Source organism: Phenylobacterium sp. (assembly GCF_046291545.1).
Lineage (GTDB): Bacteria > Pseudomonadota > Alphaproteobacteria > Caulobacterales > Caulobacteraceae > Phenylobacterium.
In genome coordinates this window covers 36,355-62,733 of the sequence record NZ_JBKBSM010000007.1, presented here as the reverse complement: position 1 = coordinate 62,733, position 26,379 = coordinate 36,355, and the positions used below count along the sequence as shown (strand labels likewise).

At 70.9% G+C, this 26,379-nt stretch carries 32 protein-coding genes; 22 read left to right on the top strand and 10 right to left on the bottom strand.

The genetic code is table 11. The annotated features are described in order from the left end of the window. Nucleotides 1–34 precede the first annotated feature (34 nt). From ACK4YQ_RS14850 to ACK4YQ_RS14835, 4 genes are all read right to left on the bottom strand, one after another. Nucleotides 35–970, bottom strand: coding sequence for an alpha/beta hydrolase (locus ACK4YQ_RS14850; RefSeq protein WP_409612215.1), 936 nt, complete (start codon nucleotides 968–970; stop codon nucleotides 35–37). Between the two features lie 34 nt (nucleotides 971–1,004). Beyond that, nucleotides 1,005–2,564 (bottom strand): long-chain-fatty-acid--CoA ligase, encoded by a 1,560-nt coding sequence (locus ACK4YQ_RS14845; RefSeq protein ID WP_409612213.1) that lies wholly within the window; start codon nucleotides 2,562–2,564, stop codon nucleotides 1,005–1,007. Nucleotides 2,565–2,667: 103 nt separating this feature from the next. Further along, nucleotides 2,668–4,104 carry an aldehyde dehydrogenase family protein gene (locus ACK4YQ_RS14840; RefSeq protein ID WP_409612211.1) on the bottom strand — a complete coding sequence of 479 codons (1,437 nt, stop codon included), beginning with the start codon at nucleotides 4,102–4,104 and terminating at the stop codon, nucleotides 2,668–2,670. 120 nt (nucleotides 4,105–4,224) lie between these two features. Beyond that, entirely contained in the window at nucleotides 4,225–5,157 is a 933-nt protein-coding gene (locus ACK4YQ_RS14835) for an SMP-30/gluconolactonase/LRE family protein (RefSeq protein WP_409612209.1), read from the bottom strand. Between the two features lie 251 nt (nucleotides 5,158–5,408). Here ACK4YQ_RS14835 and ACK4YQ_RS14830 point away from each other — a divergent pair, with 251 nt between their 5' ends. The 5 genes from ACK4YQ_RS14830 (at nucleotide 5,409) to ACK4YQ_RS14810 (ending at nucleotide 9,025) form a co-directional block, all read left to right on the top strand. Continuing rightward, nucleotides 5,409–6,152, top strand: coding sequence for an SDR family oxidoreductase (locus ACK4YQ_RS14830; RefSeq protein WP_409612207.1), 744 nt, complete (start codon nucleotides 5,409–5,411; stop codon nucleotides 6,150–6,152). A gap of 54 nt (nucleotides 6,153–6,206) precedes the next feature. Continuing rightward, nucleotides 6,207–6,758, top strand: a complete 552-nt coding sequence (locus ACK4YQ_RS14825; protein ID WP_409612205.1) for a 6-pyruvoyl trahydropterin synthase family protein — start codon at nucleotides 6,207–6,209, stop codon at nucleotides 6,756–6,758. A gap of 59 nt (nucleotides 6,759–6,817) precedes the next feature. Further along, nucleotides 6,818–7,165, top strand: coding sequence for a dihydroneopterin aldolase (folB, locus tag ACK4YQ_RS14820; RefSeq protein WP_409612342.1), 348 nt, complete (start codon nucleotides 6,818–6,820; stop codon nucleotides 7,163–7,165). A gap of 106 nt (nucleotides 7,166–7,271) precedes the next feature. Then, nucleotides 7,272–7,682, top strand: a complete 411-nt coding sequence (locus ACK4YQ_RS14815) for a DUF4870 family protein (RefSeq protein ID WP_409612203.1) — start codon at nucleotides 7,272–7,274, stop codon at nucleotides 7,680–7,682. 128 nt (nucleotides 7,683–7,810) lie between these two features. Further along, the gene (locus tag ACK4YQ_RS14810; protein WP_409612201.1) at nucleotides 7,811–9,025 is read left to right on the top strand and encodes a glycosyltransferase family 87 protein; all 1,215 of its coding nucleotides are present in this window, start codon (nucleotides 7,811–7,813) and stop codon (nucleotides 9,023–9,025) included. A gap of 7 nt (nucleotides 9,026–9,032) precedes the next feature. Here ACK4YQ_RS14810 and ACK4YQ_RS14805 read toward each other — a convergent pair whose 3' ends face one another. Beyond that, the gene (locus ACK4YQ_RS14805; protein WP_409612199.1) at nucleotides 9,033–9,920 is read right to left on the bottom strand and encodes a branched-chain amino acid aminotransferase; all 888 of its coding nucleotides are present in this window, start codon (nucleotides 9,918–9,920) and stop codon (nucleotides 9,033–9,035) included. Nucleotides 9,921–9,998: 78 nt separating this feature from the next. On the opposite strand from ACK4YQ_RS14805, the gene ACK4YQ_RS14800 reads away from it, so the two are divergent. The 4 genes from ACK4YQ_RS14800 to ACK4YQ_RS14785 are packed head-to-tail and all read left to right on the top strand — an operon-like array spanning nucleotide 9,999 to nucleotide 12,974. Next, on the top strand, nucleotides 9,999–10,481 hold the full coding sequence (locus tag ACK4YQ_RS14800; protein WP_409612197.1) for a MarR family winged helix-turn-helix transcriptional regulator: 483 nt from the start codon (nucleotides 9,999–10,001) through the stop codon (nucleotides 10,479–10,481). Then, nucleotides 10,478–11,182: a response regulator gene (locus tag ACK4YQ_RS14795; protein WP_409612195.1), complete on the top strand. Its 705-nt coding sequence runs from the start codon at nucleotides 10,478–10,480 to the stop codon at nucleotides 11,180–11,182. Before ACK4YQ_RS14800 ends, ACK4YQ_RS14795 begins: the two co-directional genes overlap by 4 nt. Then, a complete protein-coding gene (locus ACK4YQ_RS14790; protein WP_409612193.1) occupies nucleotides 11,182–12,528 on the top strand; it encodes an ATP-binding protein in 1,347 nt (448 codons plus the stop codon). Before ACK4YQ_RS14795 ends, ACK4YQ_RS14790 begins: the two co-directional genes overlap by 1 nt. Nucleotides 12,529–12,545: 17 nt before the next feature. Continuing rightward, entirely contained in the window at nucleotides 12,546–12,974 is a 429-nt protein-coding gene (locus ACK4YQ_RS14785) for a DUF2147 domain-containing protein (RefSeq protein ID WP_409612191.1), read from the top strand. A gap of 32 nt (nucleotides 12,975–13,006) precedes the next feature. Here ACK4YQ_RS14785 and proC read toward each other — a convergent pair whose 3' ends face one another. The 3 genes from proC to ACK4YQ_RS14770 all read right to left on the bottom strand — a co-directional run bounded on the left by proC (nucleotide 13,007) and on the right by ACK4YQ_RS14770 (nucleotide 14,688). Further along, the gene (gene proC / locus ACK4YQ_RS14780; protein ID WP_409612189.1) at nucleotides 13,007–13,801 is read right to left on the bottom strand and encodes a pyrroline-5-carboxylate reductase; all 795 of its coding nucleotides are present in this window, start codon (nucleotides 13,799–13,801) and stop codon (nucleotides 13,007–13,009) included. Between the two features lie 5 nt (nucleotides 13,802–13,806). Next, the gene (locus ACK4YQ_RS14775; RefSeq protein ID WP_409612187.1) at nucleotides 13,807–14,310 is read right to left on the bottom strand and encodes a YbjN domain-containing protein; all 504 of its coding nucleotides are present in this window, start codon (nucleotides 14,308–14,310) and stop codon (nucleotides 13,807–13,809) included. A gap of 150 nt (nucleotides 14,311–14,460) precedes the next feature. Then, the gene (locus ACK4YQ_RS14770; protein WP_409612186.1) at nucleotides 14,461–14,688 is read right to left on the bottom strand and encodes an accessory factor UbiK family protein; all 228 of its coding nucleotides are present in this window, start codon (nucleotides 14,686–14,688) and stop codon (nucleotides 14,461–14,463) included. Nucleotides 14,689–14,806: 118 nt separating this feature from the next. Here ACK4YQ_RS14770 and lgt point away from each other — a divergent pair, with 118 nt between their 5' ends. From lgt to ACK4YQ_RS14745, 5 genes are all read left to right on the top strand, one after another. Continuing rightward, entirely contained in the window at nucleotides 14,807–15,679 is an 873-nt protein-coding gene (gene lgt / locus ACK4YQ_RS14765; RefSeq protein WP_409612184.1) for a prolipoprotein diacylglyceryl transferase, read from the top strand. Beyond that, entirely contained in the window at nucleotides 15,666–16,733 is a 1,068-nt protein-coding gene (locus ACK4YQ_RS14760) for a class I SAM-dependent methyltransferase (RefSeq protein WP_409612183.1), read from the top strand. The genes lgt and ACK4YQ_RS14760 overlap by 14 nt, the downstream gene beginning before the upstream one ends. Next, on the top strand, nucleotides 16,730–17,500 hold the full coding sequence (gene pgeF / locus ACK4YQ_RS14755; RefSeq protein WP_409612182.1) for a peptidoglycan editing factor PgeF: 771 nt from the start codon (nucleotides 16,730–16,732) through the stop codon (nucleotides 17,498–17,500). Before ACK4YQ_RS14760 ends, pgeF begins: the two co-directional genes overlap by 4 nt. 80 nt (nucleotides 17,501–17,580) lie before the next feature. Beyond that, nucleotides 17,581–18,516 (top strand): ribose-phosphate pyrophosphokinase, encoded by a 936-nt coding sequence (locus ACK4YQ_RS14750; protein ID WP_409612181.1) that lies wholly within the window; start codon nucleotides 17,581–17,583, stop codon nucleotides 18,514–18,516. Nucleotides 18,517–18,687: 171 nt separating this feature from the next. Then, complete coding sequence (locus ACK4YQ_RS14745; protein ID WP_409612180.1) at nucleotides 18,688–19,680, top strand: hypothetical protein; 993 nt, start codon at nucleotides 18,688–18,690, stop codon at nucleotides 19,678–19,680. Here ACK4YQ_RS14745 and ACK4YQ_RS14740 read toward each other — a convergent pair. After that, complete coding sequence (locus ACK4YQ_RS14740; protein WP_409612179.1) at nucleotides 19,677–20,366, bottom strand: ArsR/SmtB family transcription factor; 690 nt, start codon at nucleotides 20,364–20,366, stop codon at nucleotides 19,677–19,679. The genes ACK4YQ_RS14745 and ACK4YQ_RS14740 overlap by 4 nt on opposite strands. A gap of 79 nt (nucleotides 20,367–20,445) precedes the next feature. Between ACK4YQ_RS14740 and ACK4YQ_RS14735 the strand changes: the two genes are divergently transcribed. From ACK4YQ_RS14735 to ACK4YQ_RS14700, 8 genes are all read left to right on the top strand, one after another. After that, nucleotides 20,446–20,760, top strand: a complete 315-nt coding sequence (locus ACK4YQ_RS14735; protein ID WP_409612178.1) for an NIPSNAP family protein — start codon at nucleotides 20,446–20,448, stop codon at nucleotides 20,758–20,760. Beyond that, nucleotides 20,757–21,086 carry an antibiotic biosynthesis monooxygenase family protein gene (locus ACK4YQ_RS14730; protein WP_409612177.1) on the top strand — a complete coding sequence of 110 codons (330 nt, stop codon included), beginning with the start codon at nucleotides 20,757–20,759 and terminating at the stop codon, nucleotides 21,084–21,086. The genes ACK4YQ_RS14735 and ACK4YQ_RS14730 overlap by 4 nt, the downstream gene beginning before the upstream one ends. Before the next feature lie 189 nt (nucleotides 21,087–21,275). Then, nucleotides 21,276–21,881 carry a 50S ribosomal protein L25/general stress protein Ctc gene (locus ACK4YQ_RS14725; protein WP_409612176.1) on the top strand — a complete coding sequence of 202 codons (606 nt, stop codon included), beginning with the start codon at nucleotides 21,276–21,278 and terminating at the stop codon, nucleotides 21,879–21,881. A gap of 36 nt (nucleotides 21,882–21,917) precedes the next feature. Beyond that, on the top strand, nucleotides 21,918–22,538 hold the full coding sequence (gene pth / locus ACK4YQ_RS14720; RefSeq protein ID WP_409612175.1) for an aminoacyl-tRNA hydrolase: 621 nt from the start codon (nucleotides 21,918–21,920) through the stop codon (nucleotides 22,536–22,538). Between the two features lie 45 nt (nucleotides 22,539–22,583). Next, a complete protein-coding gene (locus ACK4YQ_RS14715) occupies nucleotides 22,584–23,321 on the top strand; it encodes a hypothetical protein (RefSeq protein WP_409612174.1) in 738 nt (245 codons plus the stop codon). A gap of 71 nt (nucleotides 23,322–23,392) precedes the next feature. Continuing rightward, complete coding sequence (gene ychF / locus ACK4YQ_RS14710; protein WP_409612173.1) at nucleotides 23,393–24,490, top strand: redox-regulated ATPase YchF; 1,098 nt, start codon at nucleotides 23,393–23,395, stop codon at nucleotides 24,488–24,490. A 30-nt stretch (nucleotides 24,491–24,520) separates the two neighbouring features. Beyond that, on the top strand, nucleotides 24,521–25,189 hold the full coding sequence (locus ACK4YQ_RS14705; protein WP_409612172.1) for a dienelactone hydrolase family protein: 669 nt from the start codon (nucleotides 24,521–24,523) through the stop codon (nucleotides 25,187–25,189). A gap of 5 nt (nucleotides 25,190–25,194) precedes the next feature. Further along, nucleotides 25,195–25,875 (top strand): dienelactone hydrolase family protein, encoded by a 681-nt coding sequence (locus tag ACK4YQ_RS14700; protein WP_409612171.1) that lies wholly within the window; start codon nucleotides 25,195–25,197, stop codon nucleotides 25,873–25,875. A gap of 7 nt (nucleotides 25,876–25,882) precedes the next feature. On the opposite strand, the gene ACK4YQ_RS14695 is transcribed toward ACK4YQ_RS14700, so the two are convergent. Then, the gene (locus tag ACK4YQ_RS14695) at nucleotides 25,883–26,356 is read right to left on the bottom strand and encodes a hypothetical protein (protein WP_409612170.1); all 474 of its coding nucleotides are present in this window, start codon (nucleotides 26,354–26,356) and stop codon (nucleotides 25,883–25,885) included. Nucleotides 26,357–26,379: the final 23 nt, after the last annotated feature.

Sequence of the window (26,379 nt, the reverse complement as noted above, 5' to 3'; positions counted from 1 at the left end):
CTGATCGGCGAACGCGCCTGCGCCGGCCTCGGCCTCAGGCCAGGGCGGTCTTCAGGGTCGCCGCCGTCTCCTTGGCCGCCTCGACGACGGCGGGGGACACATCGCCCAGGATGTAGAAATCGTGGACCATATCCGGGTACTCCACGTGGGCGGCGGCGACGCCGGCCGCGTTCAGCCGCTCGGCGTAGTCGCGGCCCTCGTCCTTGAGCGGATCGTAGCCGGCGGTGACGATCAGCGCCGGCGGCAGGCCGCCGAGGTCCTTCACGCGGCCCAGGGCGACGCGGGCGACCTGCGGATGGCCGTCAGCGGCCAGATGCTTCTCGAACCAGGCCAGCACCTCCTTGGTCAGGAGCGGACCGTCCAGCTCCTTGCGCGACTGGGTCTCTTCCTCCGGCCAGATGCCGGGATAGAGCAGGAGCTGGAAGGCGATGCGCCGCTTGGGGTCGTCCTTCAGGTCGATGGCCACCGAGGCGGCCAGGTTGCCCCCGGCCGAGCAGCCGCCGACGGCGATCTTCGCCGGGTCGAAGCCGATCTCGGCGGCGTGGTCGAAGGCCCACTTGACCGCGGCCAGGGCGTCGTCGTGGCCGGCCGGGAACGGGTGCTCGGGCGCCAGACGGTAGTCCACGGCCAGGACGCGGACGCCGGCGAAGTCGGCCAGGCGCCGGCAATGTCCGTCGTGGGTCTCCAGGTCGCCGATCACGAAGCCGCCGCCGTGATAGTAGACGAGCCCGGGGGTGACGGCCGCCGCGCCCTGGGGCGTGTAGAGCCGGGCCGGGATCGGGCCGGCGGGGCCCTCGATGGTGATGTCCCGGGTCGCCACCGTCTTGGGCGCGCCCTGGTTGGTGGCCACCCGCTGGGCCTGGTAGTTGGCCCGCACCATGGCCGGCGGGATCATGTCGAGGAGCGGCATCTCCTGGCCCGCGGCCTGAGCCGCCAGGTCGTCGAGCATCGCCTTCAGGTGCGGGTCCATCTGTGCATCCGTCTGTGGGAAAAGAGTTCGGGGATCAGGCCACCTGCCGCCCGCGGCCCTGCCAGAAGGGGGCGCGGAGCTCGCGCCGCAGCACCTTGCCGGAGGGGTTGCGGGGCAGGGCGTCGACGAAGTCGACCGTCTTGGGCGTCTTGTAGCCGGCGATCTGGGTGCGGCAGTGGGCGATGATCTCCTCGGCGCTGGCCTCGGCGCCCGGCCGCAGGACCACCATCGCCTTGACCGCCTCGCCCCAGCGTTCGTCGGGCACGCCGATCACCGCCGCGTCGGCGACGGCGGGATGGGAGAACAGGGCGTTCTCGACCTCGGCCGGATAGACGTTCTCGCCGCCGGACACGATCATGTCCTTCACTCGGTCGTGGATGTGCAGGTAGCCGTCGGCGTCGAAGAAGCCGGCGTCGCCGGTCTTGAACCAGCCCTCGGCGTCGATCGCCTCGGCCGTGGCGTCGGGGCGGTTCCAGTAGCCCTTCATCACCCCCGCCGACCGGATCTGGATTTCGCCCACTTCGTGCGGCCCCGCATCCCGCTCGCCGATCCGCACCCGCAGCTCGTAGCCCGGCGCGGCGACGCCGCAGGAGCGCAGCTTGCCCAGCGCCGGGTCATGCGCCTCGGGGGACAGGAAGGCGCCGCCACCGATTGTCTCGGTGAGGCCGTAAAGCTGGGTGAAGCCGGCGCCGAACGCCTTCTGGGCGCGCAGCAGCACGTCCTCGGCGATCGGGGAGGCCCCGTAATAGACCTTCTCCAGGGTGGTCAGGTCCGAGGCCGCAAGGTCGGGGTGCTGCAGAAGCATGTTGATCAGCGCCGGCACCAGGAAGGCGTGCTTGATCCCGTGCTCGCCGATCAGGCGCAGGATCGCGGCGGGATCGACCTCGCGCAGGATCACCGCCTTGGCTCCGTGCAGGAAGCTCAGCATGCCCATGTTGGCGCCGGCCACGTGGAACAGCGGCATCGCCACCAGCACCACCTCGCCCGGCTCGAACCGGCCCCAGGCCTCGCCGGCCGAGGCGAAGACCGCCATGTAGTTGGCCTCGGTCAGCTGCACGCCCTTGGGCAGGCCGGTGGTGCCGGAGGTGTAGAGCTGGATCGCGTCGTCGTCGGGACGGCTCGCCAGCCGGGGGTCCCCGTCGGGGGCCGCGGCGATCCAGTCGCGGAAGGCCGGCCAGGCGGCGTGGCCGAATTCGAACTGCACCACGGTCTTCAGGTCGGGGCAGGCCTCGCCCAGCCCCTCAACCACCGCGGCGTAGTCCGCGCCGCAGACCAGGAGTCTGCAGCCGGCGTCCTTGACGATGAAGGCGATCTCGGGGGGCGCCAGGCGCCAGTTCACCGGGGTGAGGCAGGCCCGGGCCTTCAGGCATCCGAACCAGAGGACGAAGAAGTCGTCCGAGCCCTTGGCCAGGACGCCTACGCGCTCGCCCGGCTGCACGCCGGCGGCGATCAGGGCGTTGGCGCACTGGGAGGACAGGCGGTCCAGCTCGGCGTAGCTGGTCGAGCGGCCCTCGAACCACATCGCCTCGGCGTTCGGCCTCTCGGCGCCATGCCTGCGGACCAGGTCGGCCAAGCACTCGATCGCTGCGGCCATGGCCGCTTCCTCCCACCTCGGTTGCGCCCTCGTTGGGGCTTCGGCCCGTACGGACCGGGCGGGAGGCGCTTCGGCCTTCCCGCCCAGGACGCAGGTAAGCGTCTTACTCCGCGGCTTCCTTCGGCGCGTAGCCGATGACCGCCTTGATCTCCAGGAAGTCGTGGAAGGCGAAGTCGCCCCACTCGCGCCCGTTGCCGCTCATCTTGTAGCCGCCGAACGGCGCCATCATGTCGCTGGCGCCGTTGATGATCACCTGACCGGCGCGAAGCTTGGCCGCCAGGCGGCGGGCTTCCTCGATGTCGGCCCCGTTCACATAGGCCGCGAGGCCGTACTCGGTGTCGTTGCCGATCTCGACGGCCTGGTCGAGGTTGTCGTAGCCGAGGATCGACAGCACCGGGCCGAAGATCTCCTCGCGGGCGATCGTCATGTCGTTGGTGACGTTGGCGAACACCGTGGGCTTCACATAGTAGCCCTTGTCGAGGCCTTCGGGGCGGCCGACGCCGCCGGCGACCAGGGTGGCGCCCTCGTCGATGCCCTTCTGGATCAGGCCCTGGATCTTGTTGAACTGCGCCTCGGAGACCACCGGGCCGAGCTGGCTGTTGCCGTTCGGGTCGCCGACCGTGACCTGGGCGGCGGCTTCCTTGGCCACGGCGATCGCCTCGTCCATGCGCTTGGACGGCACGAGCATGCGGGTCGGCGCGTTGCAGGACTGGCCGGAATTGTTCATCACCGTGGCGACGCCGCGGGCGACGCTCTTGGCGAACACGGAGTCGTCCAGGACGATGTTCGGGCTCTTGCCGCCCAGTTCCTGGGAGACGCGCTTGACGGTCGGGGCGGCGTTCTTGGCCACCTCGATGCCGGCCCGGGTCGAGCCGGTGAAGGACACCATGTCCACGTCCGGGTGGCTGGAGAGCGGCACGCCCACGCCCAGGCCGTCGCCGTGGACCAGGTTGAACACGCCCGCCGGCACGCCGGCCGCATGCATGATCTCGGCGAAAATCTGACCGGAGAACGGCGCCACTTCAGAAGGCTTCAGCACCATGGTGCAGCCCGTCGCGATGGCCGGGGCCACCTTGCAGACGATCTGGTTCAGCGGCCAGTTCCAGGGGGTGATGAAGCTGCAGACGCCGATCGGCTCCTTGCGGATCATCGTGGAGCCGCGCAGCTCCTCGAACTCGAAGTCCTTCAGCACGTTGATGGCGGTGCCGAGATGGCCCATGCCGATCGGCACCTGGGCCCGCTGGGCGAGCGAGGCCGGGGCGCCCATTTCCTCGGTCACGGCGGTGGCGAGGTCGCCGAAGCGCTTCTGGTATTCGGCCAGGATGCGGTTGAGCGTGTCCAGGCGCTCTTCACGCGAGGCCAGCGACCAGGTCTTGAACGCCTTGCGGGCGGCCTTGACCGCCTTGTCGACGTCGGCGGCGGAACCGAGGGCGATCTTGCCGCAGACCTCTTCGGTGGCCGGGTTGATGACGTCCAGCGTCTTCAGCTCGACCGGATCGACCCATTGGCCGTCGATGTAGAATTTGAGGTACTCGCGCATGACGTCCTCCTGGACCGTTTCGGTTCGTTTCGTTCGTTCGGATCACCGGCGCGAGGTCCCGCCCGGCTTCAAACAAGCATTTTAGTTATCAGCGTTCAGGGGGGGAAGCCCCTGCCCGCGCTACAGTTGATGCACGTGGGGCTGTCCCGCAACCGGGCTGCGGGCCTTCAGGACATAATTCGCCCGGATCGAGCCGATGTAGAGGTCCTTCAGGTCCGGACCGCCCCAGGTGACGTTGGTCGGATGGTTGACCGTCTCCCCCGACGGATCGTGGATCACCGTCGTCACCGCGCCGGAGGGGGTGATCGCCACCACCTTGTTCGCCGCCGGCAGGCAGACCCACAGGTTGCCCTCGGCGTCGAGGCCGACCCCGTCGGTGTAGCCGAGCTCGTTGTGGTCCACCCCCGGCTCGGCGGGGTTCTGCAGCTTGCCCAGCACCGGCCCGTAGCGTTCGCCGGGGCCCAGGCGCCAGCCCTCCAGCATCGGGAAGCGCAGCACGTCCGCGCCGCTCGTCTGGGCGCAGTAGAGGAAGCGCTCGTCCGCCGACATCGCCATGCCGTTCGGGAACTTCAGCCCCTCGGCGACGATCTGCGCCGACCCGTCGGGCCGCAGCACGAAGATGAAGCCGTCGGCGCGGCCGTCCAGCGCCTGCGGCCAGGTCTCTGCATGGGTGGAGTTGGCGCACCAGATGGCGCCGCTGCGGTCGATCACCGGATAGTTCGCCGAGGTGAGCCGCCGCCCGCCCACCTCGTCCAGCAACACCTCGCGGGCGCCGGTGGCCGGATCGAAACGCTCGAGCGGTCCTTCCTGGCGGTCGTAGATGCCGAAGTTGGCGATGACGATGCGGCCCTGCCGGTCCATGTTGATCCCGTTCGGCGCGCCCCGCTGGGGGCCCAGACGCTTGAACGAGCCGTCCGGAAAGATCTCGGCGACGGCGCACTGGTGGTCGGCGGCGAACACTCGACCGTCTGGACCGACGACGACGTCCTCGGGCCGGTCGACGCCGACGGCGATCTTCTGGATCTCGGCCGTTGGGATGGCGGCGAGCGGCATGGGCGTCCTCCTTCGCGTGCGCCTTGGGGCGTCTGGCGGGAACCTTGGCCCGCCGGGCGGCCTTTCGACAAGCTTGCCGCGAGCGGAAACCCTCGCTAAAGCCCAGGCGAAACCTTCAGGGAGCCGCTCGTGAACGCGATCCTCATCGTCCTCGCCTTCCTCGTCGTGATGGGCGCGCTGAACCTCTATGAGTTTGGCCGGCTCGACTGAGTCCATGCGGCGGGCCCCGCCGCCGGCAGGGTGCGGCTCCGTTGCCTGACCGGGAGCGGGGCGCGGCCCTGATCACCGGCGGCGCGCGACGCCTGGGCCGCGCCATGGTGCTGGCCTGCGCCGACGCAGGCTTCGACGTCGCCATCCACTGCCGCATGATCGACGACGACGCCGAGACCGCCGCGGCGGAAGTCCGCGCGCGCGGACGCAAGGCCACGCTTCTGGCCTGCGACCTGCGCCAGGAGGCGGCCACCGCCCCGCTCGTCAGCAACGCCGAGACCGAGCTTGGCCCCGTCACCCTGCTGGTCAATTCGGCGTCGGTGTTCGAGGACGACGCCTTCGCCACCATGAACCGGGCGTCCTGGGACGCGCACCTGGAAACCAACCTGCGCGCGCCCCTGATCCTGGCCCAGGCCTTCGCCCGGCGGGTGCCGGCCGGGCGCACCGGGCTGATCGTCAACATCCTGGACCAGCGGGTCTGGCGGCCGACGCCGGAGTTCTTCAGCTATTCGGTGAGCAAGGCGGCGCTGTGGGCGGCGACGCAGATGATGGCCCAGGCCCTGGCGCCGCGGGTCCGGGTCAACGCCATCGGGCCGGGCCCGACCCTGCCCTCGATCCACCAGCAGGGTGACGATTTCGAGCGCGAGGTCGCCTCGACCCTGTTGCAGCGCAGCGTCGATCCCGCCGAGATCGGGCATGCGCTCCGCTACCTCATTGACGCTACGTCGGTGACGGGCCAGATGATCGCCGTCGACGCCGGTCAGCACCTGGCCCGGCGTGCGTAGGAGCCGATTTCTTGTCCGCCGCCCCCGATTCGCCCTCCGGCGCCTGAGCCCGACATGGTCGTTCGTCTGGAGTTCTCGCGGCGCTATTCGATGGCGCACCGCCTGCTTGGCGATCCCACGTCCAAGTGCCGCACGCCCCATGGCCACGACGAGGTCGTGACCGTGCGGCTGAAGCCCGCGCGGCCGCTGGATCTGGGCGGCTCCAACATGGCGGCCTCCTTCGAACTGGCCAAGGGCCGCTGGCACCGCTGGATCGACGGCCAGGTCGACCACGCCTTCCAGGTGAACGCGGCCGATCCGCTGATCGGCCATTTCCGCGAGCATGAGCCGGACCTCGTGAAGCGGCTGATGGTGTTCGAGGGCGATCCGACCACCGAGGCCCTGGCCGTGGCCTTCCTGCTGAAGCTGCAGGCGTTCCTGGCGGCCGACGGCGGTGTGTTCACGGCCGAGCGGGTGGCGATCCAGGAGACGCCGACCAACCGCGTCGTGCTCTGCGCCGCCGACTGGGAGGCGGACGGCGGCGGCTGGGCGCCGGGGGCCTGGGCCCGCCGGGCCGACCCCAGCCTCAACGACCTTCTGCCGCCCGAACACTGGGGTCAGCCGTGAGCGCCCCGCTCCGCGCCGCCGAGGAGGCGGAGATGGCGGCGGCGTTGATCCACACGGTCATGACCAAGGTGTTCGTCACCGGCCTGCGGGTCGAGGCGAACATCGGCGTCTACGACCGCGAGATGGGCCGCAGCCAGCCCCTGGTGATCGACGCCGAACTGGACGTGCCGACCGCCGGCGCCGAGCGCCTGGCGGAGACGGTGAACTACGAGACCATCGCCGAGGCGGCCCGCCAGATCGCCGCCTCCGGCCACATCTCCCTGGTCGAGACCTTCGCCGAGCGCCTGGCCCGCTCGTGCCTGTCCGACCCGCGGGTGACCCGCGCCCGCGTGCGGGTGGAAAAGCCCTTGGCCCTGGCGCCCGACGCCGCGGCGGCGGGGGTCGAGATCACCGTCGTTCGGGGCTGAAGGGGCCGCTTCGGTCGCCCCGCCGGCGCAACATGGACTCGAATTAAACTGGCGCTCACGGAAAAACCGTCCACATCATGGGCGTGGTTTCCAGAAGGAGGGCCCCATGAGCGATCCGGTCGCCGCCGATCCCGCGCCGCAGACGGCCAGCGAGGACAAGATCCTGCCGGCCGTGGTTTACGCCCTCTATCTGGTGGGCGTCTCCAACGGGCTGACCGTCGTGCTCGGCCTGATCCTGGCCTACGTCAGCAAGGACGGGGCCGGGCCGAAGATGCGCACCCACTACGACTTCCTCATCCGCACCTTCTGGATGGGTCTGGCCTGGTGCGTCATCGGCGGCCTGCTCGTCGCCGTGGGGATTCCGCTGTCCTTCGTCCTCGTGGGAATTCCGCCGCTGCTCCTGGGCGGGCTGATCCTGAGCCTGGTCGGCGTGTGGTTCATCGTCCGCTGCGTCATCGGCGTGATCTATCTGGCGCGGGACGAGGCCCATCCGCGGCCGGAAACCTGGCTGATCTAGCGTAGCGCCGGGGCGCTTCATCAACCCTTGCTAAAGAGCTCGGCCGTACGCCTGGGCTGCGGGTCCTGACCGGGGGCCCGCGGCGTGACGGCCCCGGGTCGCCGCCTTCTCACCGCCCGGAGACGGCAGTGGCGCGGAACGCAGAGTTCGGACGGACCGACCGGATCATGCTGGTGGCGCTCGGCGTGCTGCTGAGCGCCATGGCCTACGCCGGCATCCTCCTCACCACCCCCGATTTCGCCGTGGTGCTGCCGTTCGGCCGCGACTTCCTGAACTTCTGGATGGGTGGGCGCGTGGCCCTGGAGGGACGGGCGGAGGTGCTCGTCGACCTGGCCCGCTACGACGAGGCCGCCCGGGCGCTCTTCCACTTCACCGACGACCTGTTCGTCTTCTCCTATCCGCCGCCGATCCTGCCGTTGCTGGCCCCCTTCGGCGCTCTGCCCTATGCGCCGGCCCTGCTGGCCTGGACGGGGTTGAACCTGGCGGCGCTCTGGGCGAGCGCGCGGCTGGTCACCTCCGACAACCGCATCGCCCTGGCCGCCTGCATCTCCCCGGCCGCCGCCATCATGGTGGTCGCCGGCCAGTTCGGCGGGTTCCTGGCGTTCGGCGCGACCTACGCCCTGAAGTACGCCGAGGCGCGGCCGGCCCGGGCGGGCCTGTGCCTGGCGCTGATCGCGGTCAAGCCGCAGATGGCGGTGGCGCTCGGCCTGATGCTGCTGCTGGCCGGGCGCTGGCGGGCGGTCCTGTGGTCGATCCCGCCGGGCCTGGCCCTGCTGGGCCTGTCGGTGGCCCTGTTCGGCCTGGACCTGTGGCGGGGCTATGTCGCCCAGATCCTGCCCTACCAGACCTCGCTCTTGTCGAACTTCGTGTTCCAGAACCTCAGCACGGCCCTGTCGCCCTATCTCGGGTTCCGCCGGATCGGCCTCGGCTCCGATCTGAGCTGGGCCTTGCAGTACGCGGTGAGCGCCGCCGTCGTCTGGCTGGGCGCGCGCCGGCTGCGCGGCGGCGGCGGCGAGCCCGCGGACCTCCTGCCCCCGCTCCTGGCCCTGCTCGTCGCCCAGCCCTATGCGAACTACTACGACCTGGCGATCGCCGCCCCGGTGATGGCCGCCGTGTTCCTGGGCCCGCCGCGGCCCGGCGCGGTCACGCCCCTGGCGCCGATCCCGGCGCTCCTGCTCTGGCTGGTCCCGGTCCTGGCCCTCTTGACCAAGCTGAAGTCCGTGCCGATCGCCATCGCGATCCTGACCGGATGCGCCCTCTACCTGCTCCTGCGCCGGACCGCCGCCGGGGCCGGACCGCAAAAAGGGCCGCCGTCGCCGGCGGCCCTCGATTGCAGGGACTAGGCGCCGATCAGGCGGCCACGAGCTCGCGGCGGACCATCTTGGCGTAGTCGTCCATCAGGCTGAGCGAGATGTCGCCCGGCTTGAAGCGGTACTCGCCGATCTCGGCGACCGGGGTCACCTCGGCGGCGGTGCCGACCACGAAGCATTCGGAGAAGCCGGCCAGCTCCTCCGGCTTGATGTGCCGCTCCACCACCTCGAAGCCCTTGGAGCGGGCCAGGGCGATCACCGACTGGCGCGTGATCCCGTTCAGGAAGCAGTCGGGGGTCGGCGTGTGCAGGACCCCGTCCTTCACGAAGAACACGTTGGACCCGGTGCTCTCGGCCACGTAGCCGCGGTAGTCGAGCATCATGGCGTCGGTGTACCCGTCCTTCTCCGCGGCGTGCTTGGAGATGGTGCAGATCATGTAGAGGCCCGTGGCCTTGGCGTGTACCGGCTCGGTCTCCGGCGAGGGCCGCTTGTACTTGGCCCAGCACATACGGATTCCCTTGGCCTTTTCCTCGGGGCTGAAGTAGCTCGGCCAGTCCCACACGGCGATCGCCACATGGATCCTGGTGTTCTGGGCGGAGACGCCGATCATCTCGCTGCCGCGCCAGGCGATGGGGCGGATGTAGGCGTCGGTCAGGCCGTTGCGGGCGCAGGTCTCCTTGCAGGCCTGGTCGATCTCGGCCACCGTGAACGGGATTTTGAAGTCGAGGATTTCGGCCGACTTGAACAGACGCTCGGTATGCTCCGTCAGCTTGAAGATCTCGCCCCCGTACATCCGCTCGCCTTCGAACACCGCCGAGGCGTAGTGGAGGCCGTGGGTCAATACGTGCACCTTCGCCTCGCGCCAGGGCACGAACTGGCCATCCAGCCAGATCCAACCGTCGCGATCGTCGAAGGGAACGAGAGACATAGGCGAAAAGCCTCCTTTCAATGCGCCCCCCTTACAGACCCGCGGGCGCGCCACGTCAAACAAAATGGACTCTGAAGCGTGAGCGTGGCCCCCGATCCCCGGCTGATCCTGCACGAGGACGAACTGGACGCCGGACTGGAGTCGATTCTGCTGGCCGAGGCGGCGCTGTGGGCCACGGTGGACGCGGCGCTGGAGGCCGAGGGCCCGGGCCTGGGCCGCTCGCACTGGCGCGCGGCGTTCCTGCTCAAGCGCCGGCCGGGCGTGGGTGTGCAGGAGCTCGCCCACCTGACGAGCCTGTCCAAGCAGGCCGCCAGCCGCATCCTCGTCGAGCTGGAGGCGAAGGGGCTGGCGGCCAAGAGCGCTGGCGACGTCGACGGGCGGCGACGCACCGCCAGCCTGACCGAAGCGGGGGCCGCCTTCGAGGCGCGCGTGGCCGAGCGGCTGCGCGGGCTGCTGGCGCGGGCCTACCGCAGCGGCGGCCTTGACGGGGTGACGGGAGCGCGGCGGATTCTGTCGGCCTTGGCGGGCTCGCGCCTGCGCGGATCGGGACGACAGGAATGACGGACGAGGCACGCGAGGGGCGCCACCTCCTGATCGTCGACGACGACGACCGCATCCGGGGCCTGCTCAAGGAATACCTGAGCCGGGCCGGCTTCCGCGTGACCACCGCCCACGGCGGACCGGCGGCGCGCAAGCTGATGGAGACGCTGGACTTCGACCTGGCGGTGTTCGACGTGATGATGCCGGGGGAGGACGGGTTCTCCCTCACCCGCTGGCTGCGCGAGCGCTCGGGGTCGCCGGGCCGCACGCCGGTCTTGATGCTGACCGCCCGCGGCCTGGCCGAAGACCGCATCGAGGGGCTGAAGCTGGGCGCCGACGACTACCTGGCCAAGCCCTTCGAGCCGGAAGAGCTCCTGCTGCGCATCGAGGCCATCCTGCGCCGCGCCGGCGGCCGGCCGGTGTTGGCCAACGGCCCCCTCGTCCTGGGCCGTTGCCGGTTCGACGTGGAGCGGGGGGAACTGACCTCCGACGAAGGGCTCGTGCGCCTGACCGAGGGCGAGGTGGCGCTGCTCAAGCGCCTGGCCCGCAGCCCGCACGAGCCGGTGGACCGCTTCGAGCTGGCGAAGGAGACGGTCGATCCCTCGGGCCGCGCCGTCGACGTGCAGGTCACCCGCCTGCGGCGCAAGATCGAGGACGATCCCAAGGCGCCTCGCTACCTGCAGACGGTGCGCGGCGTCGGCTATCTGCTGGCGCCCGACTGATGCGCCTGGCCTTTTCCAGCCGGATGGTGGGCCGCTGGCTGAAGCGCCAGACGCCCAAGTCGCTGTTCGGCCGCTCGCTGCTGATCATCGTCCTGCCTGTGGCCCTGATGCAGATCGCGGTGACCTGGGTGTTCTTCGACGCCCACTGGGAGACCGTGACCAGCCGCCTGTCCGACGGCCTGGCCGGCGACGTCGCCTGGGCCGTCGAGAGCTATCAGGACGACCCCAGCCCCTCGGCCTTCGCCAAGCTGACCGAGCGGGCGGAGGAATCCCTCAGCCTGTCGATCGCCCTGCAGCCGGGCCGCACCCTGCCGGTGAACCGCCGCTATTCGTTCTTCGCGCCCATCGACCGTTCGCTGCAGCGGGCGCTTTCGGAGCGGCTGGACGCCCCGTTCTGGTTCGACACCACGCGCTATCCCGCCTACGTCGACATCCGCGTGCAGGTGGACGCCGGGGTGATGCGCATCCTGGCGCCGCGGGACCGGGCCTTCGCCACCCAGGGCCACATCTTCATCCTGTGGATGACTGTGGCGACGATCCTTCTGACCGCCATCGCCATCCTGTTCATCCGCAACCAGGTGCGCGCCATCGAGCGCCTGGCCGACGCCGCCGACGCCTTCGGCCGGGGCGCGGACGCGCCGAGCTTCAAGCCGCACGGCGCCAAGGAGGTGCGCAAGGCCGCCCACGCCTTCCTGGCCATGCGCTCGCGCATCCTGCGCCACATCGAGCAGCGCACCGCCCTGCTGGCCTCGGTCAGCCACGACCTGCGCACGCCGCTCACCCGCCTGAAGCTGGAGCTGGCCCTGGCCGAGCCCTCCCGGCGGACCCAGGACATGAAGCGCGACCTGGCGGAAATGGAGCACATGATCGACGAGTACCTCGCCTTCGCCCGGGGCGAGGGCGGCGAGGCGGTCGAGACGGTGTGGCTGCGCAGCCTGATCGAGGAGGTGGGCCAGGGCGCGTCCCGCGCCGGCGCCCAGGTGCGTGTGGCCGCCGACCCGGACCTGACCGCGCGGGTGCGGCCGATCGCCTTCAAGCGGGCGATCGCCAACCTGGTGATGAACGCCGCCGGACATGCGGCCCATGTGGAGGTGGCCGCCCGCGCCCGCGCCGCCGGCGGGGTGGAGATCGTCGTCGACGACGACGGTCCCGGAATCCCCGAGGACCGCTACGAGGACGCCTTCAAGGCCTTCAACCGGCTGGATGAGGCGCGCAACCAGAACGCCAAGGGCGTGGGCCTGGGCCTGGCCATCGCCCGCGACGTCGCCCGCGGCCACGGCGGCGATGTAGTGCTGGACCGTTCGCCACTTGGCGGCCTCAGAGCCGTGGTCAGACTTCCTGGATAGGCTTTCGGAGACCCGTCATGATCCGCAGCGCCCTTGCGCTTTCACTTCCCGTCCTGGCCCTTGCGACGGCGGCGAGCGCCGCCGACCCCGTGCAGGGGACCTGGTTGACCCCCGACGGCGCGGCCAAGGTCAAGGTCGCCCCCTGCGGCGGCTCGATGTGCGGCACGGTGGTGTGGCTGAAGGCGCCCCTCGACAAGGCCGGCAAGCCGGTGACAGACGCGGCCAATCCGGACCCGAACCTGCGCGCGCGGCCGGTCGTGGGCCTCACCCTGATCCGCGACTTCAAGGCGGCCTCGGCGGGCCGCTGGACCGGCGGCAAGATCTACGATCCGAAGTCCGGCAAGACCTACGCCTCCAAGCTCAGCGCCAATCCCGACGGCACCCTGAAGGTCGAGGGATGCGTGGCGGTGGTCTGCCAGGCCCAGACCTGGACCCGGGCGAACTGACCCGCAGGCGATGAGGCCCGGCGCAGGCCGGTCTAGCCGCCGAGCTCCTTGGAGCGCCGGGCGGCGGCCGCGACCGCGTGGCGCAGGAGCTGCGCCAGGCCCTGCTCGCCCATCAGCACGTCCAGGGCGGCCTGGGTGGTGCCGCCCGGCGAGGTGACCTGCCGGCGCAGCTCCGGCGGCGCATCCGGGCTCTGGGCCATCAGCGCCGCGGCGCCGGCCATCGTGGAGCGCACCAGTTCGGCCGAAGCCTCCGCCGTCAGCCCGGCGGCGACGCCGGCCGCCTCCAGGGCCTCGACGAAGGCGTAGAGATAGGCGGGCGCCGAGCCGGACACGGCGGTGGCCGCGTGCATCAGCTCCTCGTCCGGCAGGGCCACGACGGCGCCCACCGGCGCGAACAGCGCCTGCGCCCGGGCCCGCGCCTCGGCGTCGGCGGCGAACAGGCTGGCCGTGCCCTGGCCGATGGCGGCCGCCGTCGTCGGCATGATCCGCGCCACGCGCCGGCCGCCGAAGGCCGAGGCGATGTCGGCCGATTTCACCCCGGCGGCGATCGAGACGATCACCGCGTCCGGCGCCAGCTTGTCGGCGACCTCGGCGGCCACCTCGCGCCAGATCTGCGGCTTGACGGCCAGCAGCACGGTCGGCGCCTCGGCCAGGGCCGCGTCGGGGGGATTGAGCCGGGCCCCCGCATCCGCCGCCGCGATCGCCTCCGCCCCCGGGTGGGGATCGCGGATGATCAGGTCCGACGGGGCGAACGCCCCGGACCTCCGCCAGCCGGCGACCAGGGCGCCGCCCATGCGGCCGGCGCCCAGCATCAGCACTGGAGTCATGACCGTCAGGCTTCGCCGACCGTCTCGAACATGCAGGCGGCGATGGCGTCGGCCGGCGACTTGGCGCCGCGCACCAGGAAGTCGAACGCCGGATAGAACCGGTCCGCCGCCTCCACCGCGATGTCGATCATGGCCGCGGCCTGGGCCAGGGTCGGCCGCTCGCCGGTCATCAGCGCCATGGCGTGCCGGAAGATGATCTCGCCGTCGTCCCACACTTCGAAATGGCCGAGCCAGAGCCGCTGGTTCACCACCCCGATCAGCTCGTGCGCGGCGGCCCGCTGCTCGGCCTCGACCTTGCGGTCGATGGACAGGCAAAGCTGAAGGCAGTCGGCTTCGGGCCGCCAGGCGAACCACAGCTCGTAGTCCTTCCAGTCGCCGGCGAGGGTGAAGGCGAGATCGCCGTCCTCGGTGCGGTCGAACTGCAGGTTCTCGGCCGTGAGGACATGCTCCACGACATCGAGCGGGTCGAGGCCGAGGGCGACGTCTTCGTCGGGCTGGGAAATGTCCATAAGACCTAAGGTCCTTTCGCATGCGGCGCGACGGCCGCAATGGAGCGGCGAATCGCCTGCGCTATCGAAGGTAATCCGCTTCGCGGCCGCGCTGTCACCGGCTTCTTGCGGAGCGCGAGCCAAATTCGTGTGTAGTGATGCGTTCCCGGCTCACTGGGCCTTGGCGGCCTTCAGGGCCTCGATCTCGGCCCGCAGGGCGGCGATTTCGGCCTTCAGCGCGTCGAATTCCTCGCGGCGGATCAGGTCCAGTTCGGCGGCGATGCGATCGACCTGGGCGCGGAACGCGGCCTTGGCCTCCTCGCCGGCGAACTGGGCCAGGCCCATGGCCGCCGTGGTCAGCTTGGCCATTTCGTCGAGGAACGGGTTCTGAGTCTGCATGTGGCGCTCCCGGGGCCGCGGCGGCGGCGCCGCGGGGGCCTTATATCGGAGCGCAGGGGGTGAAAGCGAACGACTTCTCGTCTAAATGCGGCGACAAGCCGCTGGAGAGCCCGCCGCCGTGCCATTCCCGGACTTCGATCCCGTCCTCATTCAGATCGGCCCTCTGGCCATTCGCTGGTACGCCCTGGCCTATGTGGCCGGCATCCTCCTGGGCTGGCGCTACGCCGTGGGTCTGGTGCGCAATCCGAAGCTGTGGCCGCACCGCGGGCCGGCGGCGAACGGCGAGCAGATCGACGACCTGATACTGTGGCTGACCCTGGGCATCATCGTCGGCGGCCGGCTGGGCCACGTGCTGTTCTACACGCCCTCGATCATCTGGACCGACCCGCTGGAGATCGTGAAGGTCTGGCACGGGGGCATGAGCTTCCACGGCGGCGCCATCGGGGTGCTGCTGGCGACCGTGTGGTTCTGCTGGCGCCAGAAGATCGACCTGTTGCGGCTGGGCGACGTGATCACCGCCAGCGCCCCCTTCGGACTGTTCTTCGGGCGCATCGCCAACTTCATCAACGGGGAGCTGTGGGGTCGGCCGACCACCGTCCCCTGGGGCGTGATCTTCCCCAACGCGGGCCCGCTGCCGCGCCACCCGAGCCAGCTCTACGAGGCGGCGCTCGAAGGCGTCGTGCTGTTCCTGGTGCTGCGCTGGGCGACCCATGGGGCCAGGCTGCTGGACCGCCGGGGCGTGATCGCCGGCATCTTCTTCCTGGGTTACGGCCTGGTGCGCAGCGTCCTGGAGACCGTGCGCGAGCCGGACGCCTACATGCCGATCTTCCCGTTCGGCCTGACGATGGGGATGATGCTGAGCGCGCCCATGCTGATCGTCGGCCTGTGGCTGATCTGGCGGGGGATGCGCGAACCGATCCCGGACGCCGCGCCGGTCGCCGCCGAAGCCGTCCGGCCCACCCGCGACCGCAAGGCCGATGAGCCTGCGTGAGCGGCTGATCGGCCAGATCCGCCTCGGCGGACCGATCAGCATCGCCCAGTTCATGACCGCCTGCCTGCACGACCCGCAGGACGGCTACTATTCGACCCGTCCCGCCCTCGGCGAGACCGGGGACTACCTGACCGCGCCCCTGGTCAGCCAGATGTTCGGGGAGCTGATCGGGCTGTGGCTCGCCCAGGTCTGGCTCGAGCAGGGGCGGCCCGCGCCGTTCCGGCTGGTGGAGGCCGGCCCCGGCGACGGAACGCTGATGGGAGACCTGTTGCGGGCCGCCCGCCTCGTGCCCGGATTCCTGGAGGCGGCGGAGCTGTGGCTGGTGGAGGCCTCGCCCCCGCTGCGCGCGGCCCAGGCCGGGCGGCTGGCGCAGGCGCCGCTGCGGCCCCGGTGGGCGGCGAGCCTCGCCGAGGTTCCCGAAGGCGCCCCGCTCCTGCTGGTCGCCAACGAGCTCCTGGACTGCCTGCCGGCCCGCCAGTACGTGCGCACGGACAGGGGCTGGGCCGAGCGGCTGGTCGGCCTGGACGAGGCAGGGGAGCTCGCCTTCGGCCTGGGGGCCCTCTCGGCGACGCCCGCGCCGGACGCCGCGCCGGCGGGCGTGGTGCTGGAGCAGTCCCCGGCCCAGGCCGCCCTGGGCGCCGAGATCGGCGGCCGCATCGCGCGCGACGGCGGCGTCGCGCTCCTGATCGACTACGGCCGGGCCGAGCCGGGCTTCGGCGACACCCTCCAGGCCCTGCGCGCCCACGGCAAGGAAAGCCCCCTTCTCGCCCCCGGCGAGGCCGACCTGACCATCCACGTCGATTTTCCCGCGGTGATGGCCGCCGCCTGCGACGAGGGGGCGGCGGCGGCGATCCTGACCCAGGGCGAGTTCCTGCGTCGCCTGGGGATCCAGCAGCGCGCCGCGGCCCTGGCCGCCGCCCGGCCGGACCAGGCGGACCGCCTCGCCCGGCAGCTCGAGCGCCTTGTCGGCGACGACCAGATGGGCCGGCTCTTCAAGGCCGCCTGCATCCATGCGCCCGGGCGCCCGCCGCCCGGATTTCAGGAGACCCCATGAGCGAGCTTCCCGTCCTGACCTCGCCGCTGCTCGACCTGCCCGGCGTGCGCCACGCCTTCTTCACCCGGCAGGGAGGCGTCTCCCAGGGAATCTATGCGAGCCTGAACATCGGCCGCGGCTCGGGCGACGCGCCGGACGACGTGGCCGAGAACCGCCGCCGCGCGGCCGCCCGCTTCGGCGTCGGCCCCGAGGCTCTGCTCACCTGCTACCAGGTGCATTCGCCGGACGTGCAGATCGTCGAGGCGCCCTGGGACAAGCCGCCGGAGGCCGACGGCGTGGCCACCCGCCGCACCGGCCTGATCTGCGGGGCCCTGGCGGCCGACTGCGCGCCGATCCTCCTGGCCGACCCGCAGGCCCGCGTCGTGGCCGCCGCCCACGCCGGCTGGAAGGGCGCGCTGACCGGCGTGGCGGAGGCGGCCGTGGCGCGCATGGTCGAGCTCGGCGCCGAGCCGGCGCGGATGACCGCCGTGATCGGTCCCTGCATCGGGCCGGCCTCCTACGAGGTGGGCCTGGAGTTCCTGGACCGCTTCGTGGCCGCCGACGCCGGCGCCGAACGCTTCTTCGCGCCGGGGGCGGCGCCGGACAAACGCCAGTTCGACCTGCCGGCCTTTGTGCTGTCGCGGCTTAACGCCGCGGGCGTGGCGAACGCAGCCTGGATCGGCCGCGACACGTGTGCTGAAGATTCGCTGTTCTATTCCAACCGGCGGGCCTTCAAGCGGGGCGAGCCCGACTATGGTCGGCTGCTCTCGGCGATCATGCTGGTCTAGGACGACTCGAATCGGGTTGCTCGCCGCGACTTCGCTGTTACAAGCCCGCCGCATACGAACATGACAGCCGTGAGGCCCCGATGAAGCTGCTGGCCGGCAACTCCAACCCCGTCCTGGCGCAGTCGGTCGCCGCTCACCTGGACCTGCCCCTGTGCCGGGCCCAGGTGAAGCGGTTCGCCGACAACGAGGTTTGGGTGACCATCGACGAGAACGTCCGCGGCGAGGACGTCTTCGTGCTGCAGTCGACCAGCTATCCGGCCAACGACAACCTGATGGAGCTCCTGATCTGCATCGACGCGCTGAAGCGCGCGTCGGCGCGGCGGATCACCGCGGTGATGCCCTACTTCGGCTACGCTCGGCAGGACCGAAAGACCGGGGGCCGCACCCCGATCTCGGCCAAGCTCGTCGCCAACCTGATCACCCGCGCCGGCGCCGACCGGGTGCTGACGATGGACCTGCACTCCGGTCAGATCCAGGGCTTCTTCGACATCCCCACCGACAACCTGCTGGCCGCCCCGATCCTGGGGCAGGACATCAAGGAGAACTACGAGAAGGCGTCCGAACTCCTCATCGTCTCGCCGGACGTCGGCGGCGTGGTGCGCGCGCTGCAGCTCGCCAGCCGGCTGAACGCCGACCTCGCCATCATCGACAAGCGCCGCTCGGGCCCGGGCAAGAGCGAGGTCGCCAACATCATCGGCGACGTGGCCGGTCGCCGCTGCGTGCTGTTCGACGACCTGATCGACGGCGGCGGCACCCTTTGCAACGCCGCCCAGGCGCTGATGGACGGCGGCGCCGCCGAGGTCTCGGCCTATGTGACCCACGGGGTGCTGTCCGGCGCGGCCGTGGAACGGGTGGAGAAGTCGGTTCTGAAGGAGCTGGTCATGACCGACTCCATCGACGTGCGCGAACGCACCGACGGCCGTTCGAAGATCCGCTACGTCACCTGCGCGCCCCTGATCGGCGAGGCTATCCGCCGCATCGCCAACGAGGAATCCGTCTCCAAGCTGTTCGACTGATCCCGATCGGCCTATCCTTAATGCGAGCTGAGACGTTCTGACGGCTCAGCTTGGTGAATTTCGGTTAACGGGCGGATGTCACATTCTTGCCCGGCCGGACGGGATACGGTCGTCGTTCAGTATCAGTGGGGAAGGCTTCAGATGAACTCCGGGCAGCGTGTTCGCGTCGGCTTGGCCGGCGTCGCAATCGTCTTGACCGCCCTCCTGGCCGGGTGCTCCGAACCCAAGCCGCCGCCGCCGAAACCGGTCGCGCCGGCGGTGTCGCTCTCGCCTAAGCTCATCGAACAGGCCAGCGCCTACCGCGCCTATGTGAGCCGGGCGCACACCATCGCCCCCAGCTTCGCGAACGGCGGCGACGTGGCCCAGTCGCTGAAGACCGGCGCCGCCTACGAGCCCAAGCAGCTTCTGCGCGGCGCGATCGCCTACGGCGCCGTGGCCGCCCTGCAGGATCCGACCTTCGTCGCCGGCGTGCGCACCTACGCCGTCGATCCGCAGCAGCGGCGCGAGATGGTCCTGCAGATCATGCGCAACCCCAACTATGCGACCACCCTGCCCGGCGCCGACCGCGCGGCGGGGCTGGTGATCGCCGCCCTCGGCGGCGAGGGCGAGCGCCTCTACGGCCTGGGCAAGGCGGTCAAGCAGGCCGCCTACGACGTCCAGCGCCAGAACTGGTCCAAGACCGAGGTCGCCAACCGCGCCGGCCGCCTGGCCGAGGCCAAGGCCCTGTCCGCCGCGCCGCTGGTCGGCGACATGGCCGAGACGGGCCGCCTGGAGCAGGCCGCCGTCGGCGGCGCGCAGCTCGGCCTAAGCGGCGAGCCCAAGACCCCGCCCTACTCCGTGGCCGTGGTACGCAGCCTGGCCGTGGCCGCCCTGGCCGCCCTGGGCGAAGCGGGCGACGCCAACGTCGAGCAGGTCTCCGGCCTGCTGGTCGATCCGGCGGCGTCCACCTGCCTCAACCTCTCCAAGCTCAACCTCTACCAGTGCCTGGCCGTGTCCAAGCCGCACTATGAAGACGTGTTCTGCCTGGGCCAGCACGTGCTGATGGACACCGGCCAATGCCTGATCAGGAGCGCCGGCCTGCCGCCGCCGGAGATCTACAAGCCGGTGAAGGTGGCCGAATCCTCGGCGCCGTCCCCCGCCAAGGCCTCGACCAAGAAGCGCTAGGCCGGGCCGGGGCCGAACGCCGCCTCGAAGGCCGCCCGCCCCGCCGCATTGAACACCACCAGGCGCGAGTCCGGCTCGCGCCTGGCCCAGCCCAGCTCGAAGATCCGCTCGAGGATCGCCGCGCCCAGGGCTCCGGCCAGATGGCTGCGCCGCACGCTCCAGTCCAGGCAACTCCTGCATAGCGGCCGCCGCGAGGTCTCCAGCGCCGGCAGGTCGACGCCGAGTTCGGTCATGAACCGGGCCCCGGCCGGGGTCAGCGAGATCGCCTCCCCCGCCCCTGAGATCAGGTTCTTGGCGACGAGGCTCTCCAGCATGGCCACGCCGCGTTCGCCGGCCAGGTGGTCGTAGCAGACCCGCGCCTCGCGCAGCGCCGGCTCCCGCGGACCTGGGCGCACCCGCTGGTGGCCCGCCCGCGCGGCCAGGCCCATCAGCCCCTCCAGGACCACGCCCACGTCCGCGTCGGCCAGGCTGAAGTAGACGTGCCGCCCCTGGCGGCGCTGGGCGACCAGCCCGCCGTCGCGCAGCTTGCCCAGGTGCGAACTGGCCGTCTGGGCGGTGACGCCGGCGTGGCGGGCGAGTTCTCCGGCGGTGAGCGCCGCCCCGCCCATCAGGGCGGTGAGCATGTTGGCCCGAGCCGGGTCGCCCAGCAGGGAAGCCACCAGGGCGATGTCGGGTCCGAGCTTCATGCTTCGATCGTTATCGAATATTCCTCGCAGCGCAAGCGGCTAGGGTTGCGCCGTCCTTCCACGGCCAAGGAGCCCTTCGGTGACCGTCACCTGCTGCATCCGCTATGTGATCGACCCGTTCCAGCGCGACGCCTTCGAGGCCTATGCGCGCAACTGGCTGAGCCTCATCCCCGCCTGCGGGGGCGACCTTCTCGGCTATTTCATGCCGCACGAGGGGACCAACAACGTCGCCCTCGCCCTGATCTCGTTCGACAGCCTCGCCGCCTACGAGGCCTATCGCGCGCGGCTCAGGTCCGACCCCGGCGGCGCGGCGAACTTCGCCGCCGCCGAGCGCGAGCGGTTCATCCTGAGCGAGGAGCGCACCTTCCTGCGTCCCGTGGAGGCGGCGCGATGATCGCGGTGATCTTCGAGGCGGTTCCGCACCCGGGCCGCAGCCGGGCCTATTTCGACATCGCCGCGAGCCTCGCCGAATCCCTCGGCCAGGTCGACGGCTTCATCTCGGTCGAGCGATTCGAGAGCGTCACCCGGCCCGGCAGGTTCCTGTCGCTGTCCTTCTGGCGCGACGAGGCGGCCGTCGCGGAATGGCGCGCGTTCGGCCGGCACCGCGCCGCCCAGGACGCCGGCCGCAGCCAGGTGTTCGCGGACTATCGCCTGCGGGTGGCCGAGGTCCGCCGCGACTACGGCCTGAGCGATCGCGAGCAGGCGCCGGCCCGGGAATGACGGCGCCGGCGAGCCGGCGAGAGCGCCGTCGAAGCCGGCCGAAGCGGGTCGATCAGCCGCCGTCTGCGAAAGACGGCGGCGACCGTTGCCACGCCGGCCGGTTTTGTGTATCTACGCGCACCCTTTCGATCCATGAGGATCACCGTCGCCGCGCGGGTTCGCGCGGCGGTTTCGTTTTGAGGCGAGGCCATGGCCGAGATCGTATTGAACGTGGAAGTGCGCGAACGGACCGGAACCGGCGGCGCGCGTGAAGCCCGCCGCGCGGGCAAGGTGCCCGGCGTGCTCTACGGCGGCGACAAGGATCCGGTGGCCATCTCGGTGCGCGCCAACGAGTTCCGCAAGGCGCTCTACACCGGCAAGCTGCTGGGCCACCTGGTGACCCTGAAGCACGGCGACGAGACCCAGCCGGTCATCGCCAAGGCCGTCGACATGCATCCGGTGACGGACGAGCCCTGGCACTTCGACCTGTACCGCGTCGACGAGCACCAGCTCGTGAAGATCGCCGTGCCGGTCCACTTCAAGAACCACGAAGCGGCCCCCGGCCTGAAGCGCGGCGGCACGCTGAACATCGTGCGCCACGAGGTCGAGGTGAACGCCTCGGCCGACGCGATCCCCGAAGAGCTGGTCTTCGACCTGACCGGCCTGGAGATCGGCGACACCATCCGCATCTCGGCCTTCAAGCTGCCCAAGGGCGTGCAGCCGGCGATGGACCGCGATTTCGTGGTGGCCACCGTGGCCGGCACCTCGGCCCAGGCCGCCGAGGAAGCCGCCGAGGAAGCCGCCAGCGAAGGCTAACGGGGGCTCGGCCTTCGGCCGGCCCCGGGGGTTGCGATGCTCATCCTGACCGGACTGGGCAATCCCGGCGCGCGCTACGCGGGCAACCGCCACAACATCGGCTTCATGGCCGTGGACGAGATCGCGCGCCGCTGGTCCTTCGGGCCCGAGCGTTCGCGCTTCTCGGGCCTGGCGCGCGAGGGCGTGATCGACGCCCCGTCCGGGCCGGTGAAGGCGCTGATCCTCAAGCCGCAGACCTACTACAACGAGAGCGGGCAGGCCGTCGGCGCGGCCATGAAGTTCTACAAGCTCCAGCCCTCCGACGTCGTCGTCTTCTATGACGAGATCGACCTCGCGCCCGGCCGCTTCCGCATGAAGACGGGGGGCGGGGCCGCGGGCAACAACGGCGTGCGCTCGATCGCCGCCCACATCGGCCCCGATTTCCGCCGCGCCCGGCTGGGCACCGGCCACCCCGGCCACAAGGACCGCGTGCAGGGGCACGTGCTCTCCGACTTCCACAAGGTCGAGCAGGGCTGGGTGAGCGAGCTGCTGCGCGCGGTCGCCGACGCCGCGCCGCTGCTGGCCGCCGGCGAGGACGAGAAATACCAGGCCGAGGTCATGCGCCTGGCGCCCGCGGAGAAGGCCGACCCGCGCAAGACCGGCCGGGACGGCGACTAGCCCGTCGGGCTGGATTTGGCCGCCGGCCCGGCCCATCTGAAGACGATGTCCTGGCTCCTCATCCTGTCCCTGGTCTTCTCCGTCGCCCTGGCGGTCCACGTGGTGCGCACGGGCCGCGAGTTCTTCTGGCTGTGGATCATCCTGCTCCTGCAGCCCCTGGGCGGACTGATCTACGTCGTCGCGGTCGTAGCGCCCGACTTGTTCGGCGGCCGCACGGTCCGGCGAATCGGCGGGGCGGCGCAGAGCGCCCTTGATCCCCATCGCGAATACCGCCAGGCCAAGGCCGCCGCCGCGGAGACGCCCACCGCCGGCGCCCTGTCGCGCCAGGCCGCCGCAGCGGCGGCCCTGGACCGGCACGATGAGGCCGAAGCGCTCTACGCCCGCGCCGCTCAGGGCCCCCACGCCGACGATCCGGTGCTGATCCTCGGCCGCGCGAAGGCCCTGATCGAGCTGTCGCGCTTCGCCGAGGCCCTGGTCCTGCTGGAGCGGCTGCACGAGGTCGGCGGCGCCCTGGACGAGGGCGAGGAGGCCCTGGCGATCGCCCGCACCCTGGAGGGCCTGGGCCGCACCGAGGAGGCCGAGCGGGCCTACCAGCGGGCCATCGAGCGCCTGCCGGGGCTGGAGAGCCTGGCGCGTCAGGCCGCCTTCCTGGCCCGCACCGGGCGCAGGGCCGAGGCCCGGGAGATCGTGACCGAACTGGACCGGCGGATCGCCAAGACCCACCGTCAGTTCCGCAAGGAAGGCCGCGCCTGGCGCGATCTGGCCGCCGAGGCGCTCGGCTGACGCCGCCGGTTTGTTCCGGCGCGGCGCGCGTGCTAGGTCGCGCGACCGACAGACAACCCTCGAAAGACCCCATGGCCCTGAAAGTCGCCATCGTCGGCCTGCCCAACGTCGGCAAGTCGACGCTGTTCAACGCCCTGACGCAGACCGCCGCGGCCCAGGCCGCCAACTACCCCTTCTGCACCATCGAGCCGAACGTCGGGGACGTGGCCGTGCCCGAGCCGCGCCTGGAGGCGCTGGCCAAGGTGGCCGGCTCCAAGGAGATCATTCCCGCGCGGATCAACTTCGTGGACGTGGCGGGCCTCGTGCGCGGCGCCTCCAAGGGCGAGGGCCTGGGCAACCAGTTCCTGGCCAACATCCGCGACTGCGACGCCGTGGCCTTCGTCGCCCGCTGCTTCGTCGACGACGACATCACCCACGTGGAGGGCAAGGTCGATCCGCTGGCCGACCTGGAGACCATCGAGACCGAGCTGATGCTCGCCGACCTCGAGAGCCTGGAGAAGCGGGTCGTCAACCTGGAGAAGCGCGCCAAGGTGGGCGACAAGGAAGCCGCCCAGACCCTGCGCATGGTCAACCTGGCGCTGGAGCAGCTCAACCAGGGCCGTCCGGCCCGGGCCGCCAAGGTGGCCGCCGAGGACGAGAAGGCCTGGCGGATGTTGCAGCTCCTCACCTCCAAGCCGGCGCTCTACGTCTGCAACGTCGACGAGGGCTCGGCCCACGACGGCAACGCCATGAGCGCCCAGGTCGCCGAGCGCGCGGCCCGCGACGGCGCCAAGGCGGTGGTCATCTCGGCCAAGATCGAGAGCGAGATCGCCCTGCTCGACGCCGACGAGCGCGGCGAGTTCCTGGAGACCCTGGGCCTCGAGGAGCCGGGCCTGAACCGTCTGATCCGCGAGGCCTACAAGCTTCTGGGCCTGCAGACCTACTTCACCGCCGGACCGAAGGAGGCCCGCGCCTGGACGATCCCGGTCGGCGCCACCGCGCCCCAGGCGGCCGGGGTGATCCACACCGACTTCGAAAAGGGCTTCATCCGGGCTGAAACCATCGCCTTCGATGACTATGTCCGGCTGAAGGGCGAGGCCGGCGCGCGCGAGGCGGGCCGGATGCGCGCCGAAGGCAAGGAATACGTGGTTCAGGACGGCGACGTCATGAACTTCCGCTTCAACGTGTAGGCGGCGCGAGCCGGCGCTCGGGAGGGCGTTATGGGCGAGACGATCAAGATCAAGGGCGCGGACGGCTTCGAATTCTCCGCCTACCACGAGCCGGCCTTCACCCCCCGAAAGGGCGGGGTGATCGTGCTGCAGGAGATCTTCGGGATCGACCAGTACGTCCGCGCCGACGTCGAACGCTGGGCCAAGGCCGGCTACGAGGCGATCGCGCCGTCGCTGTTCGATCGCCACGCGTGGGGCTTCACCGCCGACCACAGCCCGGAGGGAATCGCCGCCGGCGTCGCCCACGCCCGGGCCACCCCGATCGAACAGGCCCTGCACGATATCGGCGCCTGCCGCGATTTCCTGGCTCCCCGGGGCAAGGTGTTCGTGGTGGGCTACTGCTACGGCGGCTCGCTGGCCTGGCTGTCGGCGGCCAAGGTCGAGGGCCTGGCCGCGGCGTCCAGCTATTACGGCAGCCTGGTGCAGGCCAACGCCGGGCTCAAGCCGCTCTGCCCGGTGATCATCCACCTGGGCCGCAACGATCCGGGCATACCGGCCGACGAGGTCGAGGCCGCGGTCAAGGCCGCCCACCCCGACGTGCCGGTCTACATCTACGAAGGCGCCGGGCACGGCTTCAACAACCAGAGCCCGGAGCGCTATTCCGCCGAGGCCGCGGACCTGGCCCGCAAGCGCACTCGCGACCTGTTCGAAGGGGCCTGAGGCGCATGGGCGAGACCATCACCCTGAAAAGCCGCTTCGACGGCTTCGACCTGCCGGCCTGGCGCGTGGCGCCCGGAAACGCCCGGCGCGGGGGCCTGGTGCTGATCCAGGAGATCTTCGGCGTCATCGACCACATCCGCGAACTCTGCGAAGGCTTCGCCGAGGACGGCTACGAGGTGATCGCCCCGGCCTTCTACGAGCGGCTGGAGCCCGGCTTCGCCGCCAGCTACGAGCCCGAAGGGGTGGCCAAGGGCGTGAAGTACTCCCAGGAGACGCCCTGGGATCAGGTGGCCGGCGACATCCAGGCGGCGGTCGACGCCCTGGCCCCGCCGGTGTTCGTCACCGGCTTCTGCTGGGGCGGGGCGGCGAGCTGGCTGGCGGCCTGCCGCTGCAAGGGCGTGGCGGCTGTCTCCTGCTTCTACGGGCGGCGCATCTCCGAGCTGGTGGACGAGACGCCGCGGTGTCCGACCATCCTGCACTTCGGGCGCAAGGACGCCTCGATCCCAATGGAGAAGGTCGAGGAGATCGCCGAAAAGCACCCCGACCTGCCGATCCACCTCTACGACGCGGGCCACGGCTTCGTGTCGGACCGGCGCCAGGACTACGAGCCCGACTGCGCCCGCCTGGCGCGGCTGCGCACCCTGCAGCTCTTCGCCCGCAACGGCGGCGGCCGCGGCGACGTCTGAGCGGGCCTCAGGCCTTCTCCTCGATGATCTGGCGGATCTCCGGCAGGCGCTCCAGCGCCCGCACCAGGATCGCCTGGGCCGCCAGGATGCCGATGCCGGCCGCATAGCCGGAGAACACCCCCGCCGGATAGCGCCCGCCGTGGGCCACGTTGGCCACCTGCCAGTAGATGAAGAAGGCCGCGGCGCCCAACAGGCCGACACCCGTGATCACCGAGATCGGCGTCTGGCCGAAGCCGGCCTTGAAGCTCAGCCAGACGTAGCGGGCCAGGATCCGCTTCAACGCCGGCACCAGCAGCGGGACGAGCAGCGACAGCACCAGGAAGATCCCCGGCCAGACCAGGGTGCGCTGGGTGACGAGCCCGGGCCCGCCCGGCAGCACCTGGTAGGCGTGCAGCACCGCCCCGGCGTAGATCAGGCTGGCGGCCCCCACGGCCACGTTCTGCATGCGCCGGAAGTCGCGCCACTCTCGGATGAAGGCCATGGTCCTAAGCTAGGGCCTGACGC